The organism is Streptomyces sp. SID5464, from assembly GCF_009862985.1.
In the GTDB taxonomy this organism is placed as follows: domain Bacteria; phylum Actinomycetota; class Actinomycetes; order Streptomycetales; family Streptomycetaceae; genus Streptomyces; species Streptomyces chartreusis_D.
The window spans coordinates 209,493-235,730 of the sequence record NZ_WWIQ01000010.1; the positions used below are offsets into that span (position 1 = coordinate 209,493).

Sequence of the window (26,238 nt, forward strand, 5' to 3'; positions counted from 1 at the left end):
TCAGCACTGTAATCGAACGGGCGGGGTGGGCCTCCAGTAGTGCGTTCACTTTCTATCCATTGCAACGATCACGCCTCAGTCGTTGCTTTGATTCTTGAGCCATTGCAACGATTACTTGCCATTGACCTGCAGGAATAGGAAACAAATGCCGTGATAATGTTGCCTCATCCTCGAACGCAACGTAGCTTTTCCATCGTTCGAAACAACGAGTCCGAGGAGAGCACGATGCAGAAGTTCGACACCCCCGCCCCGATCACCGCCGTCCTCGACATCCCGGCCGGACGCGTCCAGTTCATCGCCGCGGACCGCGCCGACACCACCGTCGAGGTTCTGCCCGCCGACCCCTCCAAGGGCCGCGACACCAAGGCCGCCGAGCAGACCACCGTCGCCTACGCCGACGGCGTCCTGCGGATCAGGGCCTCGGCTGCCGGCAACCAGCTCATCGGCCCCTCCGGGGCCGTGGAGGTCACGGTCCGGCTGCCCGTCGGCTCCCACGTGGAAGCCAAGGCCGACAGCACCGAGCTGCGCGGCGTCGGGCGGCTCGGCGACGTCGCCTTCGAGGGCGCGTACCGCCGGATCAGGATCGACGAGGCCGCGAGCGTCCGCCTCACCGCGGTCGACGGCGACGTCGAGGTCGGCAGGCTGGGCGGCCCGGCGGAGATCAGCACCGCGAGGGGTGACATCCGGATCGCCGAGGCCCTGGGCGGCACGGTCGTGCTCCGCACCCGGTCCGGTGACATCTCGGTCGTCGCCGCCGCCGGTGTCTCGGCCGCCCTGGACGCCGGCACCGACCACGGCCGCGTCAGCAACTCCCTCAAGAACGACGGCACCACCGCACTGGACATCCGCGCCACCACCTCGCACGGCGACATCACCGCCCGCAGCCTCTGAACGAGCAGCGCCAGAACTGTCCGGCCGAGCCCACCACCAGGGGGAACACATGACGAAGAACCGCACGTCCGCGACCGGTTCGACCTGGACCGGCATGGTGCCGGTCGACGACACGGCCCTGGCCGTCACCGACACCGGCGGCCCCGGGATCCCGGTGGTCTACCTCAACGGCCAGTTCGCCACCCAGGGGTACTGGCGGCGGGTCGTCGCCGAACTCGGGACGGGGTGGCGGCACCTCACCTACGACGAGCGGGCCCGCGGCAGGTCGAAGCGTTCGGCGGACTACTCCTTCGAGGCCGCCGTCCGGGATGTCGACGCCGTTCTCGCGGCCCGGGGCGTGGACCGGGCGCTGGTGGTCGGCTGGTCCTACGGGGCGGTCGTCGCGGCGCACTGGGCCGACCGGAACCCGGAACGCGCCGTGGGGGCGGTGCTGGTCGACGGCGCGTTCCCGTACGACTGGCTGGACGAGGCCATGGAGCAGCGCATCCGGAAGCTGTTCCGGCGGCTGGGCTGGTTCATGCCGCTGCTGCGCCCGACGGGCCTGACCCCGCGGATGACGGCCGCACAGCAGGCCGACAGCAACATCGAGCTCGGCAGGCTGTCCCGGGAGGGCGAACTGGGTCCCGTGCTGGAAGGGATCACCGTCCCGGTGCGGTACGTGGTCGCTTCGGGAACCTCTTTCGGCAGCCGCGGTGACGAACAGGAACGGATCCGCGCCGGCCTCGACGCGGTGACCGCGCAGAACCCGAACATCCGGATCGCCGCGAAGGTCACCAGCAACCACGGCGCGATCCTCAAGAAGGACTTCCGGGCCGTCGCCGATGCCGCACGCGAGGTCGCGGCCCTCGACGGCGGGGGACGCTGAAGCCGTCGTCCGTCTCAGGTGCTGGCGCAGAGTGCCGTGTCGAGCGCTGTGCCACTCGGTGCCGTCCACGCGCACGGCGGTGCCGAAACGGGGTCGGCATCAGTCCTGGACCGGGGCCGTTTCCATGACCACGTCGCCTTCACCGGCCTCGTCGCGCTCCTTCTTCAGGGCGAGTTCCTCGGCCAGCCTTTCCGAGTACAGCCTCATTTCTGCTTCTTTGCGCTCGTCGAACACGGAACCTCCTTTGAATACAGGGGAGTTGAGGGCGAAAAATGACTGAAAAGGTGACTCGAAGATTACCCCGCCATCAGGTATGACGTCACGGTCGAGTTACGTCCGCACACAGGTAATTCGCACGCTGTTCACTCGGCGAGAAGCCCGTTCAGCCGATGCTCAAGATGGAAGAATGATCGGCATGGCCACCTCCCCCACCTCACGCCGCGGCGCGCTGCCTGTCGCCGCCGCCCTGCTGACCGCCTCCGTCGCCCTCTACATGGCGCTGGTCGCGTTCGGGAACATCACCGACTTCGGGACCAACCAGCAGTTCGTCCGTCATGTTCTCGCCATGGACACCACGTTCAAGGACGAGGACCTGATGTGGCGGGCCATCACCAGTACGGCACTTCAGGACACCGCCTACGTCCTGATCATCGTCTGGGAGACCGTCGCCGCGCTCGTCCTCATATACGGGACCTGGCTGTGGGCCAGACGGGATCAGCAGCAGGCCCGGCGGATGTCCACCTACGGGCTGCTGATGGTGCTGCTGCTGTTCGGCGCCGGGTTCATCGCGATCGGCGGTGAGTGGTTCTCCATGTGGCAGTCGAAGAGCTGGAACGGGCTGGACGCGGCGACCCGGGTGTTCCTGTTCAGCGGGCTCGTGCTGATCGTCAACCACCTGCCGTCCCCGCGGACGGAGACCACGACCACCTGATCCCGGCCGCTACTTGACCACGGTCACCGTCGTACCGACCGTGCCGAACGCCCACAGCGCCGTGCCGTCCGCCTTCCGCATCCTGACTCCGCCCGTCTTGGCGCCCGGGTCGGCGGGAGGCGGCGAGGCGCCGTCGACCGCGTTGGAGAAGGCGACGGAGACGCCGGACTTCGCGGCGAAGTACATGATGTGCTCGATCTGGACGCCGTCCGAGCCGGTCGTGGCCGCGTTGCGGGACGACACCGAGTAGGTGCCGGGGTCGGGGCTGACCGTGCCCGGCCAGACGGTGAACGTGCGGCGGGTCGCCTCGCTCGCGTCGACCAGCCACACCCGCTTCTCGCCGAGGGAGTAGACGATGCGCCGGCCGGTGCCGGAGCCGTCGGGCACCCGGGCCGGGACGGACGCGGTGGGGGTGGGCCGCACGCCCGCCGACGCCGAGGTGCTCGGCTTGGCCGAGGTGGCGGTGGGGTGCGGGCCCCGGTCCGCCTGCACGGCCAGGACCGTCACCGCGGCTATCGCTCCCACGGTCAGCCCGGTCACCCAGGCCCACGAAGGAAGTCGGGCAGGCACGGGCACGCATCTCCTCAGTCACGGGACCCCGCACAACCGGGGTTCCGATCATCGTACTGCGAGCCCGCTTCCCCCCGGACGGCTCAGGGGCCGTCGGCGGTTTTCCGGACCGGTACGGGGCCGGTGCCGACTCCGTGGGCGGTGTAGCGAGGGGTGCGGGCGGGGGCCGGATACGCGAGGTGCACGAGCCGGGTCTGCTCCTGCCGCATGTGCGTGAGCGACTCGAGGATGTAGCCCACGAGCAGGACGAGCGCGGCGATGGTCATGATCGCGGCGGCCAGGATCGCCGTGGGGACGCGGGGCACCGTGCCGGTGCGGACGAAGTCGGCGATCACGGGGATGCCGAGGATGACCGAGACCAGGGCCAGGACACCGGCGATCACCGTGTGGACGAGGGAGGGGCGCTCCCGGCGCGCCAGGTCGAGGATGACCCGCAGGATGCGCCAGCCGTCCCGGTAGGTGCGCAGCTTGCTCTCGCCGCCGGCGGGCCGGACCCGGTAGTCCACGACGACCTCCGCCGTGGGGAGACGGAGGTGGAGGGCGTGGATCGTCATCTCGGTCTCGGTCTCGAACTCCCGGGCCAGCGCGGGGAAGGACTTCACGAAGCGGCGTGAGAAGACCCGGTAGCCGCTGAGCATGTCGGTCACGTCGTTGCCGAACAGGGACCGCACGGCCCCGGTGAGCAGCTTGTTGCCGACCGCGTGCCCCGTCCGGTAGGCCCCGTCGTCCGTCACCCGGCGGGCGCCGACGACCTGGTCGTACGGCCCTTCGAAGAGCACGTCCACCATGTCCCGGGCGCGCGAGGCGTCGTAGGTGTCGTCGCCGTCGATGATGAGCAGGGCGTCGGCGTCGACGTCGGCGAAGGCGCGGCGGATGACGTTGCCCTTGCCCTTGCGGGACTCCTGCCGGACGATCGCGCCCGCCGCACGGGCGACCTGCGCGGTGCGGTCGGTGGAGGCGTTGTCGTAGACGTAGACGAGGGCCTCGGGAAGGGCCGCGCGCAGGTCGCGGACCACCTTGCCGACGGCCGCCTCCTCGTTGTGGCACGGCACGACGCACGCGATCGTCGGTTCCACGACCACTCGCCACTCCTCATCTGAGCCGGTGTCGAGATTCCTATATGGGTAAATCATGCGATATGAGCGCGTCCGTGAGGCGGGGGCGCGCCGTGTGGCTACGCTCGCTCTGTGCCGGTTCTCGCCTCTGTGACACGTTCCGTCCGTGACGCCGTACGGGGTATCTGGCGTGAGGCCGCCAAGTTCTCGGTCGTCGGGGCCCTGGCCTTCGTCGTGGACAACGGCGGTTACAACCTGCTGGTCTTCGGCCTGCCCGGCGGAGCCGAGGACGGGCCGATGGGGAACTCCCCCGTCCAGGCGTCCGTCGTCGCGACGGGCGCCGCCGCGCTCTTCAGCTGGGCCGGAAACCGCTACTGGACCTACCGCGACCAGCACCGCGAGAAGGTGTCCCGCGAACTGGGCCTGTTCCTCGTCGCGAACGGCGTCGGTCTCGCCATCACCGCGGGCACGGTCTTCGCGTCCCGGCACCTGCTCGGGCTCGACTCGCCGCTCAGCGACAACACCGCCCGCATCCTCGGCTGGGTGCTCGCGACCCTGTTCCGCTTCTACGCCTACCGGCGCTACGTCTTCGTCGCACCCTGAGCCGTCGGTACCGACCCGCTAGCATCCGGCATATGGGACAAATGCCATGGCTGTCGCGTGCGCTGCGCTGGGTCTGGGGACTGGCCGCCGTCGCCGCGCTCTGCTGTCTGGGCACGATCCTCGTCTTCGCCCCCGGCTATCTGAGTCCCGACAGCCTCGACCAGCTCCGGCAGGCCGAGGGCAAGACGCCCCTGACCGACTGGCATCCGCCCGTGCTGAGCCTGGTGTGGCGGGCGCTCATCGCGGTGACCGGCTCGTTCGCGTCCATGGCCGTCCTCCAGTCCGTCGTCCTCTGGGGAGCGCTCTGGGTGCTGACCTGGTGCGTCTGGGAGCTGACGGAAAGCCGGGCCGGTTCGCTCGCCGTGCTGGGGCTCGGACTGACCCCCTTCGTACTGACGTTCGTCGGTGTGGTGTGGAAGGACGTCCACGCGGCGTTCGCGCTGCTCGCCGCGTGTGCGGTCGCCCTGACCGGGCTGCGGCTGCGGGACGGCCGCACCCGGCCCGCCGTGCGGTGGGGGCTGCTCTGGCTGGGCGTGCTGTTCCTCGCGTACGCCATGCTGGTGCGCAAGAACGCCTTCGTCGCCGCGATCCCCGTCTTCGTCATGCTGGTCCTCGCCCTGTGGCGCGCCCCCGGACGCCGTACGTGGGTGACGTGCACGGCGGCGCTCGTGGCGGCCCTCGTCGTGCCGGCCGCCGCCATCTCCCTGTTCGCGCGGCCCCTCCAGACGAAACAGGGCGCGCAGATCATGCTCGACGACCTGGTCCACGTACTGAAGGTGGAGGAGCTCCGCACGGCGGACGTGTCACCCGAGCTGCGCGACCGCCTCGTGGCCGCGGCGCGGGAGTGCCGGCGCGTCGGCGCCCTGTCGGACGCCTACTGGGCCTGTTACCAGCGCCCCGCGGACGGGCTGCGCGGGGACTCCGGCGAGATCACGTCCCTGTGGCTGCGCGAGATGAGCGGGCATGTGCCGCACTATCTCCAGTACCGGCTGCGGCTCTTCGCGGGTCTGCTGTTCGAGACCGACTACCCGTACAAGGCGGGGGTCAGCCGCAACGACCTGGGCATCGAGGTGGCGCACCCCCGGCTGGAGGACATGCTCGACACGTACGTCACCGGCATGGTCACGGACGTGCGGTGGCTGTTCCGGGGCTGGTTCTGGCTGGCCGTCGCGCTGGTGCTCGCGATCCGCCCCGGCAAGGGCGCCTTCGCGATGCCGGTCCGGGCGCTGGGCATCAGCTCGGCGGCCTACATCCTCGGCTATCTGCCGATCATGCCCGCGACGAACTTCCGCTACCTCTACTGGCCGGTCATCGCCTGCTCCCTCGGCCTCCTGCTGCTCTGGCTCGGGCGGCGCACGCCTCCCCCACGACCGGCACCCCCCGGCGCCACCGCCGACCGCGCCGTGACGGCACGTCAGCCTGCGGACGCCGGGGGCCAGTAGCCGGCCGGCCGCTCAGTCCAGCACCGGCAGCAGCTCCGGCAGGTGTCCGTCCGACGCCCGCGCCGCCCGCTGCCGCTCCTGTGGGACCTCCCCGTACAGGGTGTTCCGGGGCCTCGCCGGGCGGCCCGCGGCGTCGGCCACCGCGATGAGGTCCTTGACCGACTTGTACGAGCCGTACGACGAGCCCGCCATCCGGGAGATCGTCTCCTCCATGAGCGTCCCGCCGAGGTCGTTGGCGCCCGAGCGGAGCATCTCCGCCGCGCCCTCGGTGCCCAGCTTCACCCAGCTGGTCTGGATGTTGGGGATGTACGGGTGCAGCAGCAGCCGGGCCATGGCCGTGACCGCGCGGTTGTCCCGCATGGTCGGGCCGGGCCGGGCGATCCCCGCCAGGTACACGGGCGCGTTGGTGTGCACGAACGGCAGCGTCACGAACTCGGTGAAACCGCCGGTGCGCTGCTGGATGCCGGCCAGGGTGCGCAGGTGCCCGAGCCAGTGCCGGGGCTGGTCCACATGCCCGTACATCATCGTCGAGCTCGACCGGATGCCCAGCTCGTGCGCCGTCGTCACGACCTCGATCCACTCCGCCGCGGGCAGCTTGCCCTTGGTCAGGATCCAGCGGACCTCGTCGTCGAGGATCTCGGCTGCCGTGCCCGGGATGGTGTCCAGGCCGGCCTCCTTGGCCGCCGTCAGCCACTCGCGGACGGACATGCCGGTACGGGCCGCGCCGTTGACGACCTCCATCGGCGAGAAGGCGTGCACGTGCATGCCCGGGACGCGCTCCTTCACCGCCCGCGCGATGTCGAAGTACGCCGTGCCGGGCAGGTCCGGGTGGATGCCGCCCTGCATGCAGACCTCCACCGCGCCGACGTCCCAGGCCTGCTGCGCCCGGTCGGCGACCTGGTCCAGGGAGAGGGTGTAGGCGTCGGCGTCGGTGCGGCGCTGGGCGAAGGCGCAGAAACGGCAGCCCGTGTAACAGACGTTGGTGAAGTTGATGTTGCGGGTGACGATGTAGGTGACGTCGTCACCGACGGCCGACTTCCGTACGTCGTCGGCGACCCGCGCGAGGGCGTCCAGGGCCGGGCCGTCCGCGTGCAGCAGGGCCAGCGCCTCGTCGTCGCTGAGCCTGGTCGGGTCGTCGGCCGCGGTGCGCAGGGCCTGCCGTACGTCGGTGTCGATGCGCTCGGGTGCCATGCCCGGGGCGGCGGCCTCGCGCAGGGCGCCCCAGTCGCCGTACACCTCGTCGAAGTCGTCCCGGCGGTCCGAGGTACGGCCCTCGGAGTCGATCGACGTGTGCAGGTCGGTGCGGCCGGAAGCGACGAAGACCTCCTCCGGCTCCTGCCACGGCAGACCTCGCGGAAGGGCCTCGGGGCGGGCCAGGCCGGTCTCCGGGTCGGCCAGCGCGGCCACGTGCGGGCGCAGCCGCGGGTCCAGCCAGGGCTCACCGCGCCGTACGAACTCGGGGTACACGCAGAGTCGTTCGCGGAGTTCGAAACCGGCGGCCCGGGACTTCTCGGCGAGCTGGTCGATCTGCGGCCAGGGCCGCTCGGGGTTGACGTGGTCGATGGTCAGCGGGGACACCCCGCCCCAGTCGTCGATGCCGGCGCCGATCAGCCGCTCGTACTCGTCGTCGACGAGGTTGGGCGGGGCCTGGATACAGCCCGAGGGGCCCATGAGCAGGCGGGCGACGGCCACCGTGGCGACCAGTTCGTCCAGTTCCGCGTCGGGCATGCCGCGCATCGCGGTGTCCGGCTTGGCGCGGAAGTTCTGGATGATCAGCTCCTGGACGCCGTGGTAGGCCCGGGACACCTTCCGCAGCGCGAACAGGGACTCGGCGCGCTCCTCGTGGGTCTCGCCGATGCCTATGAGGATCCCCGAGGTGAAGGGGACGGAGGAGCGGCCGGCGTCCTCCAGGACGCGCAGGCGGACGGCCGGTTCCTTGTCGGGGGAGCCGTGGTGGGGGCCGCCCGGCTCGGACCACAGGCGGGTCGCGGTCGTCTCCAGCATCATGCCCATGCTGGGCGCGACGGGCTTGAGCCGCTGGAAGTCGGTCCAGGACATGACGCCCGGGTTCAGATGGGGAAGCAGGCCTGTCTCCTCCAGGATGCGGATGGAGATGGCGCGGACGTAGGCGATGGTGTCGTCGTAGCCGTGCGCGTCGAGCCACTCGCGCGCCTCGGGCCAGCGGTCCTCGGGCTTGTCGCCGAGGGTGATGAGGGCTTCCTTGCAGCCCAGGGCGGCGCCCTTGCGGGCGATGTCCAGGACCTCGTCGGGGGACATGAACATCCCGTGCCCGTCGCGGCGCAGCTTGCCCGGGACGGTGACGAACGTGCAGTAGTGGCACTTGTCCCGGCACAACCGGGTCAGCGGGATGAAGACGCTCTTCGAGTACGTGATGACACCGGGCCGGCCGGCCGCCTCCAGGCCGGCGTCCCGCACCCGGGCGGCCGAGGCGGCCAGGTCCTCCAGGTGCGCGCCCCGGGCCTGGAGCAGGACGGCCGCCTCGGCGACGTCGAGGGAGACGCCGTCCCTCGCCCGTTTCAGGGCGCGACGCATGGAGTTCTCGGTGGGGCCGGTTCCGGAGGTCGCGGAAGTCGTCATCCTTCGAGCATACGATCGCCCTGATCAACTCGGCCGGGACCCGTCAGTGGAAGGCCAGCCACCCGATGCCCAGGGCGGATGTGAGGCCGGCGGCGATGACGGCGGCCGGCCTGTTGCGGTGCAGGGCGAACCAGACCAGCGCGGCGGTCACGAGCACGGCCAGCGTGCCGATCGCGGCGCGCAACAGCCCCTGGCTGTAGCCGTATTCGTTGAAGTGACGGAAGAGCCACGATAACCAAGCGATTCTCATGGCTCTCTCTTATCAGGAGCCGGACACGTACTCCGCAAGGTGGTCCAGCGCCTTCAGCACCTCCGCCTCGCCCGCCGGCGGCAGTTGCGCCACGACCTCCTCGATGCCCAGGTCCGCGTAGTGGGCCAGCTTGCCCGGGTTCAGGTGGACGGCGTACGGGACGACGTGCAGGGCCTCGGGGTCGCGGCCCGCGTCGGTCCACGCGGTCCGCAGCAGCGGCAGGGACTCGGACAGGCCGCGCCCGCCGATGGGCAGCCAGCCGTCGGCGTACTCGCGGATGTGGGCGAACAGCTTGGGCCCGGCGGCCCCGCCGAGGAGGGTGCGCGGTCCGACGACCGGGCCGCGCGGCTTCTGGAGTGGCTTGGGATGCGCGTGACTGGCCCGGACGCTGCCGAACTCCCCCCCGTACGCGACCGGTTGCTCCGACCACAGCGCCCGCATCAGCGCCATCCGGTCCCGGACCAGCTCGCGCCGGGTGCCCCACCGTACGCCGTGGTCGGCGGCCTCCTCGACGTTCCAGCCGAAGCCGAGCCCGAGCGTGAACCGGCCGCCGGACAGGTGGTCGACGGTCGCGACCTGCTTGGCCAGGTCGATCGGGTCGTGCTGGGCGACGAGCGTGATGCCCGTGCCGAGCCCGAGCCGCTCGGTGACGGCGGCGGCCTGGCCGAGCGCCACGAACGGGTCGAGCGTACGGCCGTACTCGCGCGGCAGCTCGCCGCCCGCCGGGTACGGGGTGGTCCGCTCGACGGGGATGTGCGTGTGCTCGGGCAGGTACAACCCGGCGAAACCGCGGTCCTCCAGCTCACGTGCGAGCCGGGTCGGAGTGATCGTCTCGTCGGTGAGGAAGATCGTTACGGCGATGCGCATGACTCATCTGTACCCGAGGTCGACTCGACTGTCCATACCGACCGGTCGGCATTCCTCGTCCCGTCTCAGGTGACCGTCGCGAGCGCCGCATAGCCGGTGCCGGCCTCGGCGGTGGCCCACAGCAGGGCGGCGACCGCGCTGTAGGGCGCGATGCGGTGGTAGGGCAGGCGGGTGGCGCCCGCGAGGTGCGGGGTGAGCGTGCGGAGCACGGGGACGAACCGGGCCAGGAACACGGCCTGTCCGCCGCGGCGGTCCATCCGGGTCTCGGCGGTGCGCCAGGCGGTGGCGGGGACCCGGCTGCCGAGGCGTCCGGTGCGCAGACGGTCGCCGAGCAGGGCTCCGGTGCGATGGCCGAGCAGGTCACCGGCGACCGCGGCGCCCGCCGTGACCCCGACGACGAGCGGCAGGCTCAGCTGCCCGGCGCGGGCCAGCGCCCCGGCCGCCAGGAGCAGGCCGAGGGTGGGGACGAACGCGCCGACCAGCAGGACGGACTCGGCCAGGACCGCCGCCGCCAGGACCGCGTAGGCGGCGGTGGCGGGAACCTGGCCGAGGAGGTCCGACGGGAAGGTCACCGGCGGGCTCCGGCGACGCCGTACAGCGCGTCCGCCCCGTCCGGCGCCTCGCGGTCCGGGCGCCGCAGCTGCCAGACCCTGGCCGGAGGCAGGTTCGCCCACACCGACCAGCGGCCGGTGGCGTACCGGTGTTGGTAGGCGGCCATGACCTTTTCGACGGCGTGGTGCCGGCGGGCTTCCGCACGGCAGGACAGCAGAGTGCGGGCCTGCCGGGTGCCCCGGTAGGCGAAGTAGGTGAGGGTGCCGCCGGGGTGGAGGAGCTCCAGGTACCGGGTCATGATCGTTTCGGTCTGGCCGGGGGTGAAGTTGGTCAGGGGCAGGCCGGAGACGATCACGTCGTAGCGCTGTTCGCCGGGCAGGTCCTCGACGTAGGAGCGGTGGACCCGGACCCGGTCGGGCTCCCCGGCCAGGAGCGGGTGCGTGTCGACCAGGCGGCGCAGCCGGCCGGCGAAGCGGGGGTTGGCCTCGACGACGTCCAGGCGGCTGCCCGGTGGCAGCTGCGGGATCAGGGCGCGGGTGACCGCACCGGTACCGGCGCCCGCCTCCAGGACGGTCAGCGGCCGGGGCGCGAGGGCGCGCACCGGATCGGTCAGCGCACGGGCCAGGGCCTTGCCGCTGGGAGCGACGGCGCCGGTGGTGCGCGGGTCACGGGCCGCTTCGGTGAGGAACGTCCAGTCCATGGTTCGGGAATCCATGGTTTCGACGCTAGGAAGCAGTCCGCGCCCGGAAATCCATCGTTGTGCGGCGGCCTTCCCCTACGAAAGTAGGGGGTCGAGGGCGACCGAGGTCGGAGGCCGGAGGGGCCCGCTCCGCCTAGGATCCGGGGCGTGATGCGGAGAGTGAGCCTGCCGTGGGGCACGTACGGGCGCTGGTGCCTGGTCGTGCTGCTGACCGCCCTCGCCGTGCTGAACAGCGCCTCCACCGCCGACGGCCGGTACGTCACACCGGCCGCCGTCACGGCGGTGCCGTGCGGAGCGGCCCTGCTGGTGCGCCGGTGGCCCTGGTACGCCTCCGCCGTGCCGGCCACCGCGGCGACCGGGCTGTGGGGATGGCCGCTGCTGCCGCTGCTGCTCGTCGCGCTGTTCGACCTGGCGGCGCACCGGCGCGTCCGGGTCGCGGTGGGCTGCGCCGCGGCAGCGCTGGGCGCCAACCTGCTCATCCCGCCGGCGATCTCGCTGTGGACCCCGCAGCAGTACGGCTCCACCCTGTTCGTGCTGCTGGCCCTGGTGGCCGGGCTGTGGGTGGGCAGCCGCCGCCGGCTGCTGAAGGCGCTGGGCGACCAGGTCGAGCATCTGCGGATCGAGCGGGCGTTGCGCGAGGAGGCCGCCCGGACCGCCGAGCGGTCCCGGATCGCCGCGGAGATGCACGACGTACTGGCCCACCGCCTGAGCCTGATCGCGCTGCACACCGGCGTCCTCGCCACCCGCGACGAGCAGTTGCCCGCACCGGTCGTGGAACGCCTCGCCCTGCTGCGCACCGCATCCACCGAGGCCCTGGCGGACCTCCGCGACGTCCTCGGAGCCCTGCGCGACCACGGCTGCGAGCCCGCCGAGGCCGCTCCCGTCCCCGTCCTGCGGGATGTGGCCGCACTGGTCGAGCAGGCGCGGGCGGCGGGGCAGCAGGCCGAGCTGCGGGTCGACGGCCGGCCCGAGGAGGCGCCCGCCGCGCACCGGCTGGCCGTCCACCGGCTCGTCCAGGAAGCACTGACGAACGCCCGTAAGCACGCCGGAGGCGCCCCGGTGCGCATCCGGCTCAGCTACCGGCCGCCCGCCACCACCGTGGAGGTCACCAACGCCCCCGGAAGCCCGGCCGCACACGCCGTCGCCTCCGGCTTCGGGCTGGTCGGCCTGCGCGAGCGCGTCACCGCCCTCGGCGGCCACCTGCACGCCGGGCCCGGCGGGGCCGGCAGCTGGCGGCTGGCCGCCCGCATCCCGCATCCCGCCGCCCTCGAACAGAACGGCACCCCCACATGATCCGCGCCATGATCGCCGACGACGACGCCCTGGTCCGCCTGGGCCTGACCGACCTCCTCGACGGCGACCCGGGGATCGAGGTCGTCGCCCAGGCGTCCGACGGCCTGCACGCCGTCGAGCAGGCCACCGCGCACCGCGTCGACGTCGCCCTCGTGGACGTCCGCATGCCCCGCATGGACGGCATCACGGCCACGGCCCGGCTGCGCGTCCTGCCCCACCCCCCGAGGGTGATCACGCTGACCACCTTCGATCTCGACGAGTACGTCTACGACGCCCTCGCGGCCGGGGCCGACGGCTTCCTGCTGAAGGACACGGACCCGGCCGAGATCCTGCGCGCGGTCCACCTCGTCGCCGCGGGCTCGGCGATGCTCCACCCCCGTGCCGCCCGCCGGCTCATCGACCGCTACCACCGCTCGGGCGGCCCGCAGGCGACCGCCGCCCGTGCCCGGCTCGACAAGCTCACACCCCGGGAACGCGATGTGCTGACCCTGCTCGCCCGGGGGGAGACCAACGCCGACATCGCCGACCGCCTCGGCATGCGCGAGAGCACCGTCAAGGCCCACGTCAGCCGCATCCTCACCGCGCTGGAGGTCACCAACCGGGTGCAGGCGGCCCTGCTGGCCCGGGACGCCGGCCTCACCGCCTGAACTCCCCGGCCGACGCGGCCCGTTCGGCTGTTTCCCGCCGCCGGATTCCCTTCCCTTGCCCGCCGGTTCACGGCTCAGTACAAGGGTTGCACCGCACCACCCCTGCACCACCCATGCCTGGTCACCGACGACACCTTGGGAGCAGCAGCATGTGCGAGGACAACCGCGGCGGGCTCGGCCGGCGCGCTCTGTTCGTGACGGGAGCGGCCGCCGCGCTTACGTTGGGAAGCGTGAGCTTCGCTTCAGCGGCCGACGGGAACCAGGACGACGGGCTCCAGGAGAGCAGAACGGTGCGCGGCACCCTGCCGCCCGGCTCCCCCGACTTCGTGTACGTGCCCGTCGAGGTCCCGGCCGGTGTCCGGGAGATCAAGGTCGCCTACACCTACGACCGCCCGTCCGTTCCGGCCGGCACCACCGGCAACGCCCTCGACATCGGCATCTTCGACGAGCGCGGCACCGAGCTGGGCGGCCGGGGCTTCAGGGGCTGGTCGGGCGGGGCGCGCACGGAGTTCTTCCTCCGCGCGGACGAGGCGACGCCCGGTTACCTCCCGGGCCCGGTGCGCGAGGGCACCTGGCACATCGCGCTCGGCCCGTACACGGTCGCCCCGCAGGGCCTGTCGTACGAGATCACGATCACGCTGACGTACGGCGAGCCGGGCGAGGCCGCCGAGCCGGTGTACCCGCCGGACCGGGCGAAGGGCCGGGGCCGGGCCTGGTACCGGGGCGACTGCCATCTGCACTCCTGGTACTCCGACGGCCGCCGCACCCCCGCCGAGATCGGGGCGCTGGCGCGGGCGGCGGGGCTGGACTTCATCAACTCCTCCGAGCACAACACGCACTCGGCGCACGCCCACTGGTCGGACGTGGCCGGGGACGACCTGCTGGTGATGCTGGGCGAGGAGGTCACCACGCGCAACGGTCACGTGGTCGCGCTCGGCACGGACCCGGGCACCTTCGTCGACTGGCGCTACCGGGCCCGCGACAACCGCTTCGGCCGGTTCGCCCGCCAGATCCGCCGCGCCGGGGGCCTGGTCGTCCCGGCCCATCCGCACGCCACGTGCGTCGGCTGCAACTGGAAGTTCGGCTTCGGCGAGGCGGACGCGGTCGAGGTGTGGAACGGCCCCTACACGCCCGACGACGAGGTGGCCCTCGCCGACTGGGACAGCATGCTGGTGGCGTCCGTACGGGACGGGCGCGACTGGATCCCGGCGATGGGCAGCAGCGACGCCCACCGCGACCCGGACGCCGTCGGGCGGCCCCAGACGGTCGTCCTGGCCGACGACCTGACCCGCCGGGCGATCCAGGAGGGCATCCGGGCGGGGCGGTCGTACGTCGCCGAGTCCGCCAAGGTCGAGCTGTCGTTCGGGGCGTCCGGCGGGCGCGGGGAACACGCGGGTATCGGCGAGCGGTTGCGGGTGGACCGCGACACCCCGGTCACCGTCCGCCTGGAGGTCACCGGCGCCCCGCGCTGCACGGTCCGCTTCGTCACCGACCAGGGCGTGCTGCACACCAGTCCCCCGCTGCCGGTGTCCGGCTCGGGAGTCGTCGAGTGGCGGACGACACCGTCGTACGCGGCGTACGTACGGGCGGAACTGCGGCACGAGGCGGCGGCGGGGCCGGTGCCGGGTGCGCTGGCGGCGTTCACGAACCCGATCTTCCTGGGGCGCCCTGTCGACTGACGCGGGACGTCAGGCCCCGTCCGGGTCGGCCCGGTCCGCCAGGTCGGCCAGGACGGCCGCGTGGTCGGAGGGCCACACCCCGTCCACCGGCCCGTCGCACGCCCGCCGGACGTCCCGTACGTGGCCGAGTCCGCCGGGGCCGGGCGGGCCCACGTGGATGTAGTCGATGCGCACGCTCGGCTCGTGGGTCGGCGCCACGTACGGGTTGGCCCTGTCCCAGGTGGCGGAGGGGGCGGCCGGGTCGGCGTACTCCCAGGCGTCGAGGAGGACCTGGCGGGGCACCGCCGGGGCGGACTTGTAGCCGCCGAGGAGACGGATCTCGTCGGAGTCGGGCCAGGCGTTGAGGTCGCCGGTGACGACGGGCGGGAACGGGGTGTCGCCGCGGTGCCGGGCGACGAACTCGGCGAGCGCGGCCACCTGGCGGCAGCGGACCGCCGAGGCGTGCACGGGGGAGGTGAAGTGGGTGGTGAAGAAGGGCACTTCGTGGTGAGGGCCGGCCAGGCGGGCGTAGAGGGCCAGCCGGCCGTCGTTCGTGTCGGCCGGGGCGGGCAGCGGCAGCACGGCCCGGTCCACCACCGGCCATCTGCTGAGCACGGCGTTGCCTATGTCCACCGTGGGGTCCCCGATCCGCCGCCGCCAGCGCTCCGGGGCGGGCGAGGCGGCCCAGGCGCAGTGCAGGCCCAGCTCGCAGGCGAGCCACTCGGCGAGGTTCTCGCCGTCGGCGGCCCACACCTCCTGGAGGCCGACGACGTCCGGGCGCAGTTCCCTCAGGGCCGTGAGAATCGCCTTCTGCCGTGCCTGCCAGGGCCCGAAGCGCCACCACAGGTTCCACGTCACGATCCGCATCCGCAGCCACCCGCTCTCGTCCCGCCGCGTCAGGGATCATTGAAGCAGGAACCGTTGCAGAAACCGTGAGAGCTTCGTGCGAAGGAGACCGACGATGTCCCGCCTCAGCGACCGGAGGTTCCGCGCCGCCACGTCCTTCCAGCGCCGCGTCAACCCGCTGATGCGGCGCCTCCCCCTCCAGAGCGTGCTGGAGACGAAGGGCCGCGTCTCGGGCCTGCCCCGCCGCACACCGGTGGGCGGCCGCCGCGCCGGCGACTCCTTCTGGCTGGTGTCGGAGTTCGGCGAACGGTCGCAGTACGTGCGCAACATCAAGGCCGACCCGCGGGTGCGCGTGCGGATCCGGGGCCGCTGGCACACGGGGGTCGCACATCTGCTGCCGGACGACGACCCGGTGGCGCGGCTGCGGCGGCTGCCGAGGTTCAACGGGCTGGGGGTGCGGGCGTTCGGGACGGACCTGCTGACAGTGCGGGTGGATCTGGCGGACTGACCGCCCCCTGGCGCACGGCCCTCACCCCGGCCAGACGATGGACTGCACCTCGCTGTACGAGTGCAGGGCGTACGAGCCGACGTCCCGGCCGACGCCGCTCTTCTTGAAGCCGCCGAACGGGGCCTCCATGTTGCGGCCCACGGTGTTGACGCCGACGCCGCCGGCCCGCAGGCGCCGGGCCAGCCGGAAGGCCCTGGCCACGTCGGCCGACCAGACGTAGTCGATGAGGCCGTAGTCGGTGTCGTTGGCGAGCGCCACGCCCTCCTCCTCGTCCTCGAAGGGGATGACGACCACCACCGGGCCGAAGATCTCCTCGCGGGCCACGCGCATGTCGTTGGTGCAGTCGGCGAGGAGGGTCGGGGTGACGTAGAAGCCGGTCGGCAGGCCGGGGCGGTCGCCGCCCGTGACGACCACCGCGCCTTCCTTCCGGCCCAGTTCGACGTACGACTCCACCCGGTCCCGGTGCGCCGCCGAGATCACCGGCCCGACGACCGTGTCCGGCTCCCGTGGATCGCCCACCTTCAACCGGCGTGCGTATGCGGCCAGTTGGCCGACCAGCCGGTCGTAGATCCCGCGCTGCGCCAGCACCCGTGTCGGCGCCGTGCAGATCTGGCCGCTGTAGAAGGAGAAGGTGGTGCCGATCCCGGCGACCGCCGAGCCGATGTCGGCGTCGTCGAGGACGACCGCCGCGCCCTTCCCGCCCAGTTCCATCAACTGCCGCTTCATGCCGCGCCCGCACACCTCGGCGATGCGCTGCCCGACCGCGGTGGACCCGGTGAAGCTGACCATGTCGACGTCCGGCGACGCCACGGCCGCCTCGCCGACCTCGGTCCGTGCACCACTGACCACGTTGACCACGCCCGGCGGCACACCGGCGGCCTCCAGCGCCTGAGCCATCCGGTAGACCGACAGGGGGTCCTGGGGCGCCGGCTTCACCACGACCGTGTTGCCCATGGCCAGGGCGGGGGCGATCTTGCCGGCGGGGTTGGCCCAGGGGTTGTTGTACGAGGTGACGCAGGTGACGACGCCGACGGGCTGGCGTACGGCGAGTGCGCCCACGACGCCCGCCCGCCCCATCGGCCCGGCCTCGTTGATCTGCGGCGGGATCGCCCACTCGGCGGGCTCCACGCGCGCGTAGCGCCGGAACCGGGCGGCGGCGACCCCGACCTGCATGCCGCGTGCGGTAGCGGTGGTCGCGCCGGTCTCGGCCCGGGCCAGTTCGGCGTACGGCACGAGACGGTCCCGGACGATGTCCGCCGCGCGTGCGAGGACCGCCGCCCGCTCCTGAGGAGGCGTGGCCGACCACGGCCCGAAGGCCTCGCGGGCCGCGGCGCAGGCCGCGTGCACCTGATCCCGCGAGGCCTCCGGCGCCCACCCGACGGTCTGCTCGGTCGCCGGGTCGATCACCTCGTAGTGCCCCCCGTCCGGCTCCACCCAGGAACCGCCGACGAACAGCGCCTGCCGTGCCGTCACCTCGTGCTCACCGTCTCCGTGTCCCGGCCGGAGCGCAGCACCCGCCCCGGCACGGCGCCCGTCACCACGTCGTCCCGGATCGCCTCGACCCCGTTGACCCACACGGCCCGCACGCCCAGTGCGCGGGAGTCCAGCCGCGGGCTGTCACCCGGCAGGTCGTGCACGAGGGTGGCGGGGCCCGCGTCGATCCGCTCGGGGTCGAACAGGACGAGGTCCGCGTGCCAGCCCTCCCGCACCTGCCCCCGCTCCCGCAGGCCGAAGAGCCGGGCCGGGTCGTCGGTCAGCATCTTCACGGCCTGTTCCAGACCGGCCAGCTTCCGGCCGCGCAGACAGTCCCCGAGGAACCGGGTCGTGTACGGCGCCCCGCACATCCGGTCCAGGTGCGCCCCCGCGTCGGACCCGCCGAGCAGCACGTCCTCGTGCCGCCAGGTCTCCGCCCGCAGTGCCCAGGACGCCGGGTCGTTGTCGGGCGGCATCGGCCACAGCACCGTGCGCAGTTCGTCGTTGGCGCAGATCTCCACCAGGCACGCGAAGGGCTCCTGGCCGCGCTCCTCGGCGATGTCCTTGACCACCCGGCCGGTCAGCCCGGCGTTCGCCTGGCTGTAGGTGTCGCCGATGACGTACCGCCCGAAGTTCGCCAGCCGCCGGAAGACGCCCGCCTCCTTGGACCGGGCGCGGCGCAGCATCCCGTCCCGTACGTCCGGGTCGCGCAGCCTCTCGATCCGCTCGGGCACGGGCAGCCCGAGAACCGGCCCCCACCCGGGGATGAGGTTCAGCGCGCAGAAGGTCCCCAGCGACATGTTCATCGGCGTGAGGATCGGCATGGTGAGGGCCACGACCCGGCCGCCCGCCTTCCGCGCCTGCTCGCTCGCCAGGAGCTGCCGGGGCACCCGCTCGGGCACGGCCGCGTCGATGGTCAGGACGTTCCAGTTCAGCGGCCGCCCCGCCGCCGCGCTCATCTCCGTGAACAGGTCGATCTCCGCGTCGCTGAACTGGTCGAGACAGCCCGCGACGATCGCCTCGATCTGCGTGCCGTCGTGCTCCCCGACGGCCCGGGACAGCGCCAGCAGCTCGGCGGGCCCGGCGTGCCGGGAGGCGACCGGTTTCCCGTCGCCGTCGGAGTGGCTGGTCGACTGGGTGGTGGAGAATCCCCAGGCCCCGGCGTCCATGGACTCCCGCAACAGCCGGATCATCGCCGCCAGTTGCTCACCGGACGGCTGCCCGCCGATGGCCTCCGGCCCCATCACGTACCGCCGCAGCGCGCAGTGCCCGACCATGAACCCGGCGTTGACGGCGATCCGCCCCTCCAGGGCATCGAGATACTCCCCGAAGCCGTGCCAGTTCCAGGGCGCCCCCTCCTCCAACGCCACCAGCGACATGCCCTCGACCTTGGACATCATCCGCCGCGTGTAGTCGGCGTCCTCCGGACGGCCCGGGTGCAGCGGCGCGAGGGTGAACCCGCAGTTCCCGCCGGCGACGGTGGTGACCCCGTGGTTGAGGGAGGGCGTGGCATACGGATCCCAGAAGAGCTGGGCGTCGTAGTGGGTGTGGGGGTCGACGAAGCCGGGGGTGAGGACGAGACCGGTGGCGTCTTCGGTGGTGCGCGTTTCCTGCGTGATCTGCCCGATGGCGGCGACCCGGCCGTCCTTGATGCCGACGTCGGACGTGTAGGAGGGCGCACCTGTCCCGTCGACTACGGTCGCCCCCCTGATGACGTGATCGAGCATGAGCCCTCAACTCCTTGAGCGAGATGTCCCTTCAGGGGCGCGGGGAACTGCGCGAACAGCCCCCACGAACCCGCACCCGCCGACGACGCTCAACCCCCCTGCCGGAACCGCGAAGTCCGATGCACAGGATCCGTATCGATCTTCGGAATCACGTACTCCCCGACCAGCCGAATCGTCTGCAGGGTCTCCTCCTTCGGCACCCCCACCGGCAACCCGAAGCTCAACTGATCCGCCCCGGCCCGCTCCCACCGCTGACACTGCGTGAGCACCTCGTCCGGATCCCCGCAGATCAGCAGCTCCTCCTCGATGAGGACCTCCACGAACTCCTCGGTGTACTCCGGCAGCGTCTGCGGCCACACCGGAAACCCCTCCGGCCTGGGAAACGTGTCGTGGTACCGGAACACCAGCGACGGCAGATAGTGCAACTGCCCGTTCGCCGCGATGCGCACCGCCTCCGCGTGCGTCGGCGCACAGATCGCCGTGGTCGTCACCATCACGTTGTCGTTGACGAAGTCCCCGACCGGCTCGGCGTCGACGATCGCCGTCTTGTACTGCTCCAGCACCCACTCCATGTCGGAGACCTTCTGCACGCTGAAGCCGAGCACCCCGAGCCCCTTCTTCGCCGCCATGGCGTACGACGGCGGCGACCCGGCCGCGTACCACATCGCCGGGTGCGAGGCGCCGTACGGCTTCGGCAGGACCTTCCTCGGCGGCAGCGACCAGTGTTTGCCCTGGAAACCGGCGTACTCGTCCTGGAGCCACATCTTGGGGAACTCGGCGATGGTCTCTTCCCAGATCTCCTTGGTGTGGTTCATGTCGGTCACCCCCGGCATGAACCCCAGGATCTCGTGGGAGCCGGCGCCCCGCCCGCTGCCGAACTCGAACCGGCCCTCACTGAGATGGTCGAGCATGGCGACCTTCTCGGCGACCTTCACGGGGTGGTTCACCGGGGCGAGCGGATTGAAGATGCCCGAGCCCAGGTGGATCCGTTCCGTGGCGTGTGCCAGGTACCCGAGGAAGACGTCGTTGGCGGACAGGTGTGAGTACTCATCCAGGAAGTGGTGCTCGGAGGCCCAGGCGTACTTGAAGCCCGACCTGTCCGCCTGGATGACGTACTCGGTCTCCTCCATCAGCGCCTTGTGTTCGGCGAGCGGGTCGGTCTCGGCCCGTTTGCCCACGTATCCCTGTACGAAGACCCCGAATTCCAAGGAGGTTCACCGCCCCACAGTCAGTTCTGACGATCCGTCAGATACATGGCTCCGACTGTTCCACCGCTGCCCGGGAGCGTCAATAGCTGACGGTCCGTCAGGTAGGCGGAGGATCAGATGACGCTCACACCCGCCAGCCATCCGCCGTCGATCACGAACGGCTGGCCGGTGATGTAGGAGGAGTCGTCGCACGACAGGAACAGGGCGAGCCGCGCCACCTCCTGCGGCTGCCCGACCCGCCCCAGCGGCACGAGCTTGCGGTACAGCCGGTCGAGCCCCCTGGCCGTCTCCTCCGCATCGGCGTCCGGGTCCAGCCGGGCCGGGTTGGACATCGCGGTGTCGATGGCGCCCGGACAGACGGCGTTGACGCGTATCCCCCGCCCGGCCAGCTCCAGCGCGGCGACCCGGGTCAGACCGACCACCGCGTGCTTGCTCGCCGCGTACGCGCCCACCGCCGCCATCCCGGTCACGCCGGTACAGGAGGCGGTGTTGACGATCGTGCCCCCGTCGGCCATCCCGGGGGCGACGGCCTTGATGCCGAGGAAGCAGCCCACCTGGTTGACCTGGACGACCCGCATGAACTCGTCGAGGGGTGTGTCGAGGAGGGTGTTGAAGCGGAGGATGCCGGCGTTGTTGACGAGCCCGTCGACCCGGCCGTACGCGTCCTGGGCGGCGGTGACGGCCGCCTGCCAGTCGTCCTCCCGGCCGACGTCGAGATGGACGTACCGGGCGCCGATCTCCTTCGCGAGGGCCTCGCCCTGGTCGTCGAGGACGTCCGCGACGACCACCCGGGCACCCTCGGCGGCGAACAGCCGGGCCTCCTGCTCGCCCTGGCCGCGCGCGGCGCCGGTGATGATGACGACCCGTCCGTCGAGCTTGCCCATGGCAGCCCCCTTCGCGCGGTGGACACGGTGGACTCCGCATCGTACCGACATACCTGACGGAGCGTCAGATGCAAGACCTGGCCGTTGCTGAGGCGAATCTCACGTAACCCGCAAGTAGGGATGTTTGACCCTGTCGGGGCCGGTCGGGAACTTCCAGGATCTGGCCCATGGCCAAGAGAAGACTGAGGAACAGGAAGATCAGGATCGTCGCGATCGGATCGGCTCTCGTGACCGGCGGTGCCGTGGCCACGGTGCTGCTGCCGTCGGCGAACGCCGCCGACGAGAAGACACCCGAGCAGATCATGACGATGTGCCAGCGGGCCGAGGTGCTCAACGGGAAGCAGCAGTCCATCTTCGATTTCGGCGGCCACCCCGTCGCCGGCCCGAGTTTCGCGTCCGACAACTGCGATTTCGTCGAGACGGAGTTCGAGACCTTCGACGGGCCGACCGAAAAGGCCTCCATCGACTTCCCGAACTGCGAACCGAACGCCACCGAACCGGCGAAGGTGTCGGTCACCTGGCAGGCGACGACCGCACAGGGGCAGGGCAAGTACACCGTCACCCAGCAGGGCGGCGCCGGAGGGCTCTTCGGGGCGCTGAGCGGATCCTGGGTCAAGCACAAGGGCACCCTCGACATGACCGTCAGGTCGGCGACCGCCGGTGACACCGAACAGCGGGAAGTCCCGGTCGGCAAGGTGCTCCACATGGAGTTCACGCCGAAGATGCAGCGCATGACGGGCGAATGGCGGGTGCGGATCGACGCCCGTGAGGCGACGACCGTCACCAACGCCACTCCGGAGCAGAACTTCGCGGCGCCGGAGGTCGTCGAGGGCCCGGTCGTGCTGCCGGGCGCGGCCGGCGCCCCGGGTGTCGTGGACGGCACCTCCAAGGCCGTACTGACGGACTGCTGACCGACCATCCGCCCCCCTTCGCCCCTTCCCCCCACAGGAGAACCCCATGACACGCACCGGCCGCAGCAGAAGCCACCGGAGCAAGAAGAAGCGCATCACCCTCGCCCTGGCCCCGGTGGCGGCCGTCGCGGTGGCCGTACCGCTGATGAACCCCGCGGGCGCCGCCACCCCTTCCGAAGTGACCGCCGACTGCTCGGCGGACTCCGACAAACTGGAGAACTGCGAGTTCGTCGACGTCCAGTTCAAGCGGAACAACCTCGGGCCCAATCAGCGCGTCTCCGCGGTGACCGACAACTGCGGATCGACGAGCGCCGCCTCGAAGACCTTCAATGTCAGTACGTCCGTCACCAGGACCATTCAGCTGGAGGACGGATTCACCGCGGCCGCCGACACGAAACTCGGCAATTCCTTCTTCGAGATCGGCGTGAAGTTCAGCACCTCCGAGATCGACATCACGCGTGACGACAAGACGACCACCTTGCAGTTCAGCAGGACTGACACCGTGCAGCCGGACAGCGTCGGGTTCTTCATGTGGTCCGCGAAGCGCACCGACGTGAGCGGCTACCTCAAGGCCACGTACAAGGAGGCGCAGGACGGAGGCACGGTCTTCTTCGCCCCGAGCGAGGGCGCCACGAGCGTGCACGTCTTCTATCCGCAGATCCTGAAGAACGGCACCCCCGACGGGCGGCTGTGGCTGCGCAACGTGAAGTGCGGGACGCCGGAGGCGTCGGGCCTGAGGAATTCCACGCGCGCCCTGAGGTCCGAACCGGGATTCGGTGAGGCCGGCGAGAACGTCACCGACGTCGAGATCCCGCTGTCGGAGATTCCGGCGCCGTAGAAGAACAGCTTCCGAGGTTCTCAGATGCGAAGCACGGACGCGGCTCCCAGCCACCTCAGGACCGCGTCCGTGCTGCCGCGGGCGTCCAGCTTGGCGTAGATGTTGCTGAGGTTGTTGCGGACGGTCTTCTCGCTCAGCCGTAACCGCAGCCCGATCTCCTGCGCGCCCAGCCCGGTCGACAGCAACTCCATGATCTGCCGCTCGCGCGGGGAGAGCTGCCCGCGCAGCCGCTCCAGCGCCGTGTCCTGCGTGGACGCCTGCCGAGCCCCCTCGCGCAGGGCCGCGCAGGCCGCCGGGGAGAGGTAGGTGTGCCCGATGGTGGCCCCGACGACGGCCGAGGAGAGCATGCAGGTGCAGTAGTCGTCCTCGACCAGGTACGCGGCGCCGCCCCGGAACACCTCCACGATGGTCTCGGCGTCCCGGTGCGGACCGATCACGATCACCGGCACCCCGTCGGCCCGCAACTCCCTCAGGCCGCCGAGCGGTTCGGCGCAGCGAAGGACGACGACGTCGACGCCGTCCGGGACGCGGAAGGGCGGGGGCGGGCGCAGGCTCACCGCCCGTTCGACGTACGGGTCGTCCGGGGCCGGCCAGTCGGGATGCGGCCAGGGGCCCTCGGGGCAGGCGAGGGCGACGGAGAGTTTCCGGGAAGTGCGCACGTCATTGTGTCCTTCCGCCGAAGCCGTACGAGTCCGTACGTGTCCGTACGTCCGTACCTACGGAGATCGGCGTGGACATGTTCAAGCTTTCAAGGAACGCGCTTACGGCAGCAGCGGTGCGACCTCCTCCCCGAACTGCTGGATCTGGCCGACGAGTTCGTCCCGGCTCCGGCTGCGGAACCGCACCTGGACCTGGTCCACCCCCATCGCGCGATAGGCCCGCAGCGACTCGGCGATGCGCTCGGCGGGCCCGCTGACCGTCCGCCGCCCGACCTCCCAGCCCGGCGCCCCGACGTACAGGGGCTCGGCGATGGCGCCGACGGTGAACGGCCCCTCGGTCCCGGCCTCCTCCCTGAGCCGCCGTATCCGCGCGATGCGGTCCGGCAGTTGATCCCTCGGGTCTCCCTGCGGCAGCCAGCCGTCGCCCTTGAGCGCGGCCCGCCGTACGGCGGCGGGCGAGGAACCGCCGACCCAGAGGGGGACCCGGTCCTGCGCCGGGCGGGGCCGCTGCCCGAGCCCCTCGAAGTCGTACAGCTTGCCGTGGTGTTCGGGGAACTCCTCGGCCCCGAGGGCGGCGCGCAGGGCGTCGATCGACTCGTCCAGCACGGCCCCGCGCCGCTCGAAGTCGGCGCCCAGCGCCTCGAACTCCTCCAGGACGTGCCCGGCGCCGACCCCGAGGATCAGCCGGCCGCCCGACAGATGGTCGAGGGTGGCGTACTGCTTGGCGCTGAGCAGCGGATGCCGCAGCCCCACCACGGCGACGTGGCTGAGCAGCCGGGTCCGCTCGGTGGCCGCCGCGAGGAAGGCGAGGGTGGCGACCGGGTCGTACCAGACCGTGCTCATCGCGGACGCGAGGCGCCGCGGGATGGCGACGTGGTCGCAGCTCGCCAGGTAGGCGAAGCCGGCGCGGTCGGCGGCGCGGGCCACGGCGAGCAGGTCCCCGGGCCCGGCGGCGGCTTCCCAGGGTTCGGCGTAGAGGGTGCTCTGGGACTGGACCGGGAGCTGTATCCCGTACGCCAGGCTCACCGCGGCCCGTCCCACAGCCCGTCGTCGGTCAGCCCCAGCAGCTCGATCGCGTTCCGCCGCACGATCCGCTCCACCACCTCCGGCTCCAGGTGCCCCATCTGCGCCTCGCCGACCTCGCGGGACTTGGGCCAGGTGCTGTCGGAGTGCGGGTAGTCGGTCTCGTACAGGACGTTGCCCAGGCCGATCGCGTCCAGGTTGCGCAGCCCGAAGGCGTCGTCGAAGAAGCAGCCGTAGACGTGCTCGGCGAACAGCTCGGACGGCGGCCGGTGCACCTTGTCGGCGACGCCGCCCCAGCCGCGGTTCTCCTCCCACACCACGTCGGCGCGCTCCAGGATGTAGGGGATCCAGCCGATCTGGCCCTCCGCGTACATGACCTTGAGGTTCGGGAACTGCTCGAACTTGCCGCTCATCAGCCAGTCGACCATCGAGAAGCAGCAGTTGGCGAAGGTGATGGTGGAGCCCACGGCGGGCGGGGCGTCCGCGGAGGTGGAGGGCATACGGCTGCTGCTGCCGATGTGCATGGCGACGACCGTGCCGGTCTCGTCGCACGCGGCGAGGAAGGGGTCCCAGTCGTCGGTGTGGACGGAGGGCAGCCCGAGGTACGGCGGTATCTCGGAGAAGGCGACCGCACGGACACCGCGTGCGGCGTTGCGCCGGACCTCCTCGGCGGCCAACTCGGCGTCCCAGAGGGGGATGAGGGTGAGCGGGACGAGCCGCCCGTGCGCCTCGGGCCCGCACCACTCCTCCACCATCCAGTCGTTGTAGGCACGGACGCAGAGCAGACCCAGCTCGTGGTCCTTCGCCTCGGTGAAGGTCTGGCCGCAAAAGCGCGGGAACGTGGGGAAGCACAGGGCGGACTGGACGTGGTTGACGTCCATGTCGGCGAGCCGGGCCGGGACGTCGTAGGAGCCGGGCCGCATCTGCTCGTAGGTGATGACCTCCAGGCGTATCTCGTCCCTGTCGTACCCGACGGCCGTGTCGAGGCGGGTCAGGGGGCGGCGGAGGTCCTCGTAGACCCACCAGTCACCGACGGGGCCGTCGTCGCCGGGCGCGCCCATCACGGGCCTGAAGCGTCCGCCGAGGAACGTCATCTCCTTCACGGGCGCACGGACGATCCGGGGTCCGGCGCCCCGGTACTTCGCGGGGAGCCGGTCCCGCCAGACGGTCGCGGGTTCCACCGTGTGGTCGTCCACGGAGATGATCAGCGGAAACGTGCTCTCGTGGGTGTCCATGGCG

27 protein-coding genes are annotated in these 26,238 nt (G+C 71.6%); 11 read left to right on the forward strand and 16 right to left on the reverse strand.

Annotated elements, in window-relative coordinates; all coding sequences use genetic code 11:
* Positions 1-225: 225 nt before the first annotated feature.
* On the forward strand, positions 226-891 hold the full coding sequence (locus tag GTY47_RS10980; protein WP_010035591.1) for a DUF4097 family beta strand repeat-containing protein: 666 nt from the start codon (positions 226-228) through the stop codon (positions 889-891).
* A 49-nt stretch (positions 892-940) separates the two neighbouring features.
* The gene (locus GTY47_RS10985; protein ID WP_010035594.1) at positions 941-1,756 is read left to right on the forward strand and encodes an alpha/beta hydrolase; all 816 of its coding nucleotides are present in this window, start codon (positions 941-943) and stop codon (positions 1,754-1,756) included.
* Positions 1,757-1,855: 99 nt separating this feature from the next.
* On the opposite strand, the gene GTY47_RS41595 is transcribed toward GTY47_RS10985, so the two are convergent.
* Positions 1,856-1,990, reverse strand: a complete 135-nt coding sequence (locus tag GTY47_RS41595; protein ID WP_267880832.1) for a hypothetical protein — start codon at positions 1,988-1,990, stop codon at positions 1,856-1,858.
* A 181-nt stretch (positions 1,991-2,171) separates the two neighbouring features.
* Between GTY47_RS41595 and GTY47_RS10990 the strand changes: the two genes are divergently transcribed.
* Entirely contained in the window at positions 2,172-2,687 is a 516-nt protein-coding gene (locus GTY47_RS10990; RefSeq protein ID WP_010035597.1) for a DUF2165 domain-containing protein, read from the forward strand.
* 9 nt (positions 2,688-2,696) lie between these two features.
* Here the strand turns inward: GTY47_RS10990 and GTY47_RS10995 are convergent, their stop codons facing one another.
* On the reverse strand, positions 2,697-3,257 hold the full coding sequence (locus GTY47_RS10995; RefSeq protein ID WP_078602770.1) for a hypothetical protein: 561 nt from the start codon (positions 3,255-3,257) through the stop codon (positions 2,697-2,699).
* Positions 3,258-3,340: 83 nt separating this feature from the next.
* The gene (locus GTY47_RS11000) at positions 3,341-4,333 is read right to left on the reverse strand and encodes a glycosyltransferase family 2 protein (protein ID WP_231911160.1); all 993 of its coding nucleotides are present in this window, start codon (positions 4,331-4,333) and stop codon (positions 3,341-3,343) included.
* 129 nt (positions 4,334-4,462) lie between these two features.
* On the opposite strand from GTY47_RS11000, the gene GTY47_RS11005 reads away from it, so the two are divergent.
* Together GTY47_RS11005 and GTY47_RS11010 are read left to right on the forward strand one after the other, a co-directional pair.
* On the forward strand, positions 4,463-4,915 hold the full coding sequence (locus GTY47_RS11005; protein ID WP_010035606.1) for a GtrA family protein: 453 nt from the start codon (positions 4,463-4,465) through the stop codon (positions 4,913-4,915).
* Between the two features lie 32 nt (positions 4,916-4,947).
* Entirely contained in the window at positions 4,948-6,357 is a 1,410-nt protein-coding gene (locus GTY47_RS11010) for a hypothetical protein (RefSeq protein ID WP_102514848.1), read from the forward strand.
* Between the two features lie 12 nt (positions 6,358-6,369).
* Here GTY47_RS11010 and GTY47_RS11015 read toward each other — a convergent pair whose 3' ends face one another.
* From GTY47_RS11015 to GTY47_RS11035, 5 genes are all read right to left on the reverse strand, one after another.
* Positions 6,370-8,955, reverse strand: coding sequence for a bifunctional FO biosynthesis protein CofGH (locus GTY47_RS11015; RefSeq protein ID WP_010035611.1), 2,586 nt, complete (start codon positions 8,953-8,955; stop codon positions 6,370-6,372).
* 43 nt (positions 8,956-8,998) lie between these two features.
* A complete protein-coding gene (locus GTY47_RS11020; RefSeq protein ID WP_029180880.1) occupies positions 8,999-9,205 on the reverse strand; it encodes a hypothetical protein in 207 nt (68 codons plus the stop codon).
* 12 nt (positions 9,206-9,217) lie between these two features.
* Positions 9,218-10,072, reverse strand: a complete 855-nt coding sequence (locus GTY47_RS11025) for an LLM class F420-dependent oxidoreductase (protein ID WP_010035613.1) — start codon at positions 10,070-10,072, stop codon at positions 9,218-9,220.
* A gap of 65 nt (positions 10,073-10,137) precedes the next feature.
* On the reverse strand, positions 10,138-10,644 hold the full coding sequence (locus tag GTY47_RS11030; RefSeq protein WP_010035620.1) for a VTT domain-containing protein: 507 nt from the start codon (positions 10,642-10,644) through the stop codon (positions 10,138-10,140).
* Entirely contained in the window at positions 10,641-11,339 is a 699-nt protein-coding gene (locus GTY47_RS11035; RefSeq protein WP_050810184.1) for a methyltransferase domain-containing protein, read from the reverse strand. Before GTY47_RS11035 ends, GTY47_RS11030 begins: the two co-directional genes overlap by 4 nt.
* 135 nt (positions 11,340-11,474) lie before the next feature.
* On the opposite strand from GTY47_RS11035, the gene GTY47_RS11040 reads away from it, so the two are divergent.
* The 3 genes from GTY47_RS11040 to GTY47_RS11050 all read left to right on the forward strand — a co-directional run bounded on the left by GTY47_RS11040 (position 11,475) and on the right by GTY47_RS11050 (position 14,943).
* Positions 11,475-12,617, forward strand: coding sequence for a histidine kinase (locus GTY47_RS11040; RefSeq protein ID WP_040902651.1), 1,143 nt, complete (start codon positions 11,475-11,477; stop codon positions 12,615-12,617).
* A complete protein-coding gene (locus GTY47_RS11045) occupies positions 12,614-13,264 on the forward strand; it encodes a response regulator transcription factor (RefSeq protein ID WP_010035623.1) in 651 nt (216 codons plus the stop codon). Before GTY47_RS11040 ends, GTY47_RS11045 begins: the two co-directional genes overlap by 4 nt.
* A gap of 149 nt (positions 13,265-13,413) precedes the next feature.
* A complete protein-coding gene (locus GTY47_RS11050; protein ID WP_010035626.1) occupies positions 13,414-14,943 on the forward strand; it encodes a CehA/McbA family metallohydrolase in 1,530 nt (509 codons plus the stop codon).
* Positions 14,944-14,952: 9 nt separating this feature from the next.
* Here GTY47_RS11050 and GTY47_RS11055 read toward each other — a convergent pair whose 3' ends face one another.
* Positions 14,953-15,789: an endonuclease/exonuclease/phosphatase family protein gene (locus GTY47_RS11055; RefSeq protein ID WP_010035628.1), complete on the reverse strand. Its 837-nt coding sequence runs from the start codon at positions 15,787-15,789 to the stop codon at positions 14,953-14,955.
* A gap of 94 nt (positions 15,790-15,883) precedes the next feature.
* Between GTY47_RS11055 and GTY47_RS11060 the strand changes: the two genes are divergently transcribed.
* Positions 15,884-16,276 (forward strand): nitroreductase/quinone reductase family protein, encoded by a 393-nt coding sequence (locus GTY47_RS11060; protein ID WP_010035629.1) that lies wholly within the window; start codon positions 15,884-15,886, stop codon positions 16,274-16,276.
* 21 nt (positions 16,277-16,297) lie between these two features.
* Here the strand turns inward: GTY47_RS11060 and GTY47_RS11065 are convergent, their stop codons facing one another.
* The 4 genes from GTY47_RS11065 to GTY47_RS11080 form a co-directional block, all read right to left on the reverse strand.
* Positions 16,298-17,749, reverse strand: a complete 1,452-nt coding sequence (locus tag GTY47_RS11065) for an aldehyde dehydrogenase family protein (RefSeq protein WP_010035635.1) — start codon at positions 17,747-17,749, stop codon at positions 16,298-16,300.
* A complete protein-coding gene (locus GTY47_RS11070; protein WP_010035641.1) occupies positions 17,746-19,476 on the reverse strand; it encodes a D-aminoacylase in 1,731 nt (576 codons plus the stop codon). Before GTY47_RS11070 ends, GTY47_RS11065 begins: the two co-directional genes overlap by 4 nt.
* Positions 19,477-19,565: 89 nt before the next feature.
* On the reverse strand, positions 19,566-20,684 hold the full coding sequence (locus GTY47_RS11075; RefSeq protein WP_010035643.1) for an LLM class flavin-dependent oxidoreductase: 1,119 nt from the start codon (positions 20,682-20,684) through the stop codon (positions 19,566-19,568).
* A gap of 113 nt (positions 20,685-20,797) precedes the next feature.
* Positions 20,798-21,568: a glucose 1-dehydrogenase gene (locus GTY47_RS11080; protein WP_010035644.1), complete on the reverse strand. Its 771-nt coding sequence runs from the start codon at positions 21,566-21,568 to the stop codon at positions 20,798-20,800.
* A gap of 167 nt (positions 21,569-21,735) precedes the next feature.
* On the opposite strand from GTY47_RS11080, the gene GTY47_RS11085 reads away from it, so the two are divergent.
* Both GTY47_RS11085 and GTY47_RS11090 read left to right on the forward strand, forming a co-directional pair.
* The gene (locus GTY47_RS11085) at positions 21,736-22,479 is read left to right on the forward strand and encodes a hypothetical protein (protein ID WP_010035645.1); all 744 of its coding nucleotides are present in this window, start codon (positions 21,736-21,738) and stop codon (positions 22,477-22,479) included.
* A 46-nt stretch (positions 22,480-22,525) separates the two neighbouring features.
* Complete coding sequence (locus tag GTY47_RS11090; RefSeq protein ID WP_010035648.1) at positions 22,526-23,317, forward strand: hypothetical protein; 792 nt, start codon at positions 22,526-22,528, stop codon at positions 23,315-23,317.
* A 20-nt stretch (positions 23,318-23,337) separates the two neighbouring features.
* Here the strand turns inward: GTY47_RS11090 and GTY47_RS11095 are convergent, their stop codons facing one another.
* The 3 genes from GTY47_RS11095 to GTY47_RS11105 form a co-directional block, all read right to left on the reverse strand.
* Positions 23,338-23,976: a response regulator transcription factor gene (locus tag GTY47_RS11095; protein ID WP_010035651.1), complete on the reverse strand. Its 639-nt coding sequence runs from the start codon at positions 23,974-23,976 to the stop codon at positions 23,338-23,340.
* A gap of 102 nt (positions 23,977-24,078) precedes the next feature.
* Positions 24,079-24,996, reverse strand: coding sequence for a TIGR03619 family F420-dependent LLM class oxidoreductase (locus GTY47_RS11100; protein ID WP_102515022.1), 918 nt, complete (start codon positions 24,994-24,996; stop codon positions 24,079-24,081).
* A 2-nt stretch (positions 24,997-24,998) separates the two neighbouring features.
* Positions 24,999-26,234: an amidohydrolase family protein gene (locus tag GTY47_RS11105; protein WP_010035662.1), complete on the reverse strand. Its 1,236-nt coding sequence runs from the start codon at positions 26,232-26,234 to the stop codon at positions 24,999-25,001.
* Positions 26,235-26,238: the final 4 nt, after the last annotated feature.

Bases quoted from the DNA above. Each gene is read 5' to 3' on its own strand.
- GTY47_RS11045 (WP_010035623.1), top strand. From the start codon at position 12,614: ATGATCCGCGCCATGATCGCCGACGACGACGCCCTGGTCCGCCTGGGC.
- GTY47_RS11055 (WP_010035628.1), bottom strand. From the start codon at position 15,789: ATGCGGATCGTGACGTGGAACCTGTGGTGGCGCTTCGGGCCCTGGCAG.
- GTY47_RS11105 (WP_010035662.1), bottom strand. From the start codon at position 26,234: ATGGACACCCACGAGAGCACGTTTCCGCTGATCATCTCCGTGGACGAC.
- GTY47_RS11040 (WP_040902651.1), top strand. From the start codon at position 11,475: ATGCGGAGAGTGAGCCTGCCGTGGGGCACGTACGGGCGCTGGTGCCTG.
- GTY47_RS11050 (WP_010035626.1), top strand. From the start codon at position 13,414: ATGTGCGAGGACAACCGCGGCGGGCTCGGCCGGCGCGCTCTGTTCGTG.
- GTY47_RS10980 (WP_010035591.1), top strand. From the start codon at position 226: ATGCAGAAGTTCGACACCCCCGCCCCGATCACCGCCGTCCTCGACATC.
- GTY47_RS11010 (WP_102514848.1), top strand. From the start codon at position 4,948: ATGGGACAAATGCCATGGCTGTCGCGTGCGCTGCGCTGGGTCTGGGGA.
- GTY47_RS11090 (WP_010035648.1), top strand. From the start codon at position 22,526: ATGACACGCACCGGCCGCAGCAGAAGCCACCGGAGCAAGAAGAAGCGC.
- GTY47_RS11020 (WP_029180880.1), bottom strand. From the start codon at position 9,205: ATGAGAATCGCTTGGTTATCGTGGCTCTTCCGTCACTTCAACGAATAC.
- GTY47_RS11085 (WP_010035645.1), top strand. From the start codon at position 21,736: ATGGCCAAGAGAAGACTGAGGAACAGGAAGATCAGGATCGTCGCGATC.
- GTY47_RS11015 (WP_010035611.1), bottom strand. From the start codon at position 8,955: ATGACGACTTCCGCGACCTCCGGAACCGGCCCCACCGAGAACTCCATG.
- GTY47_RS11025 (WP_010035613.1), bottom strand. From the start codon at position 10,072: ATGCGCATCGCCGTAACGATCTTCCTCACCGACGAGACGATCACTCCG.
- GTY47_RS11060 (WP_010035629.1), top strand. From the start codon at position 15,884: ATGTCCCGCCTCAGCGACCGGAGGTTCCGCGCCGCCACGTCCTTCCAG.
- GTY47_RS10990 (WP_010035597.1), top strand. From the start codon at position 2,172: ATGGCCACCTCCCCCACCTCACGCCGCGGCGCGCTGCCTGTCGCCGCC.
- GTY47_RS11070 (WP_010035641.1), bottom strand. From the start codon at position 19,476: ATGCTCGATCACGTCATCAGGGGGGCGACCGTAGTCGACGGGACAGGT.
- GTY47_RS11035 (WP_050810184.1), bottom strand. From the start codon at position 11,339: ATGGATTCCCGAACCATGGACTGGACGTTCCTCACCGAAGCGGCCCGT.
- GTY47_RS11080 (WP_010035644.1), bottom strand. From the start codon at position 21,568: ATGGGCAAGCTCGACGGACGGGTCGTCATCATCACCGGCGCCGCGCGC.
- GTY47_RS10985 (WP_010035594.1), top strand. From the start codon at position 941: ATGACGAAGAACCGCACGTCCGCGACCGGTTCGACCTGGACCGGCATG.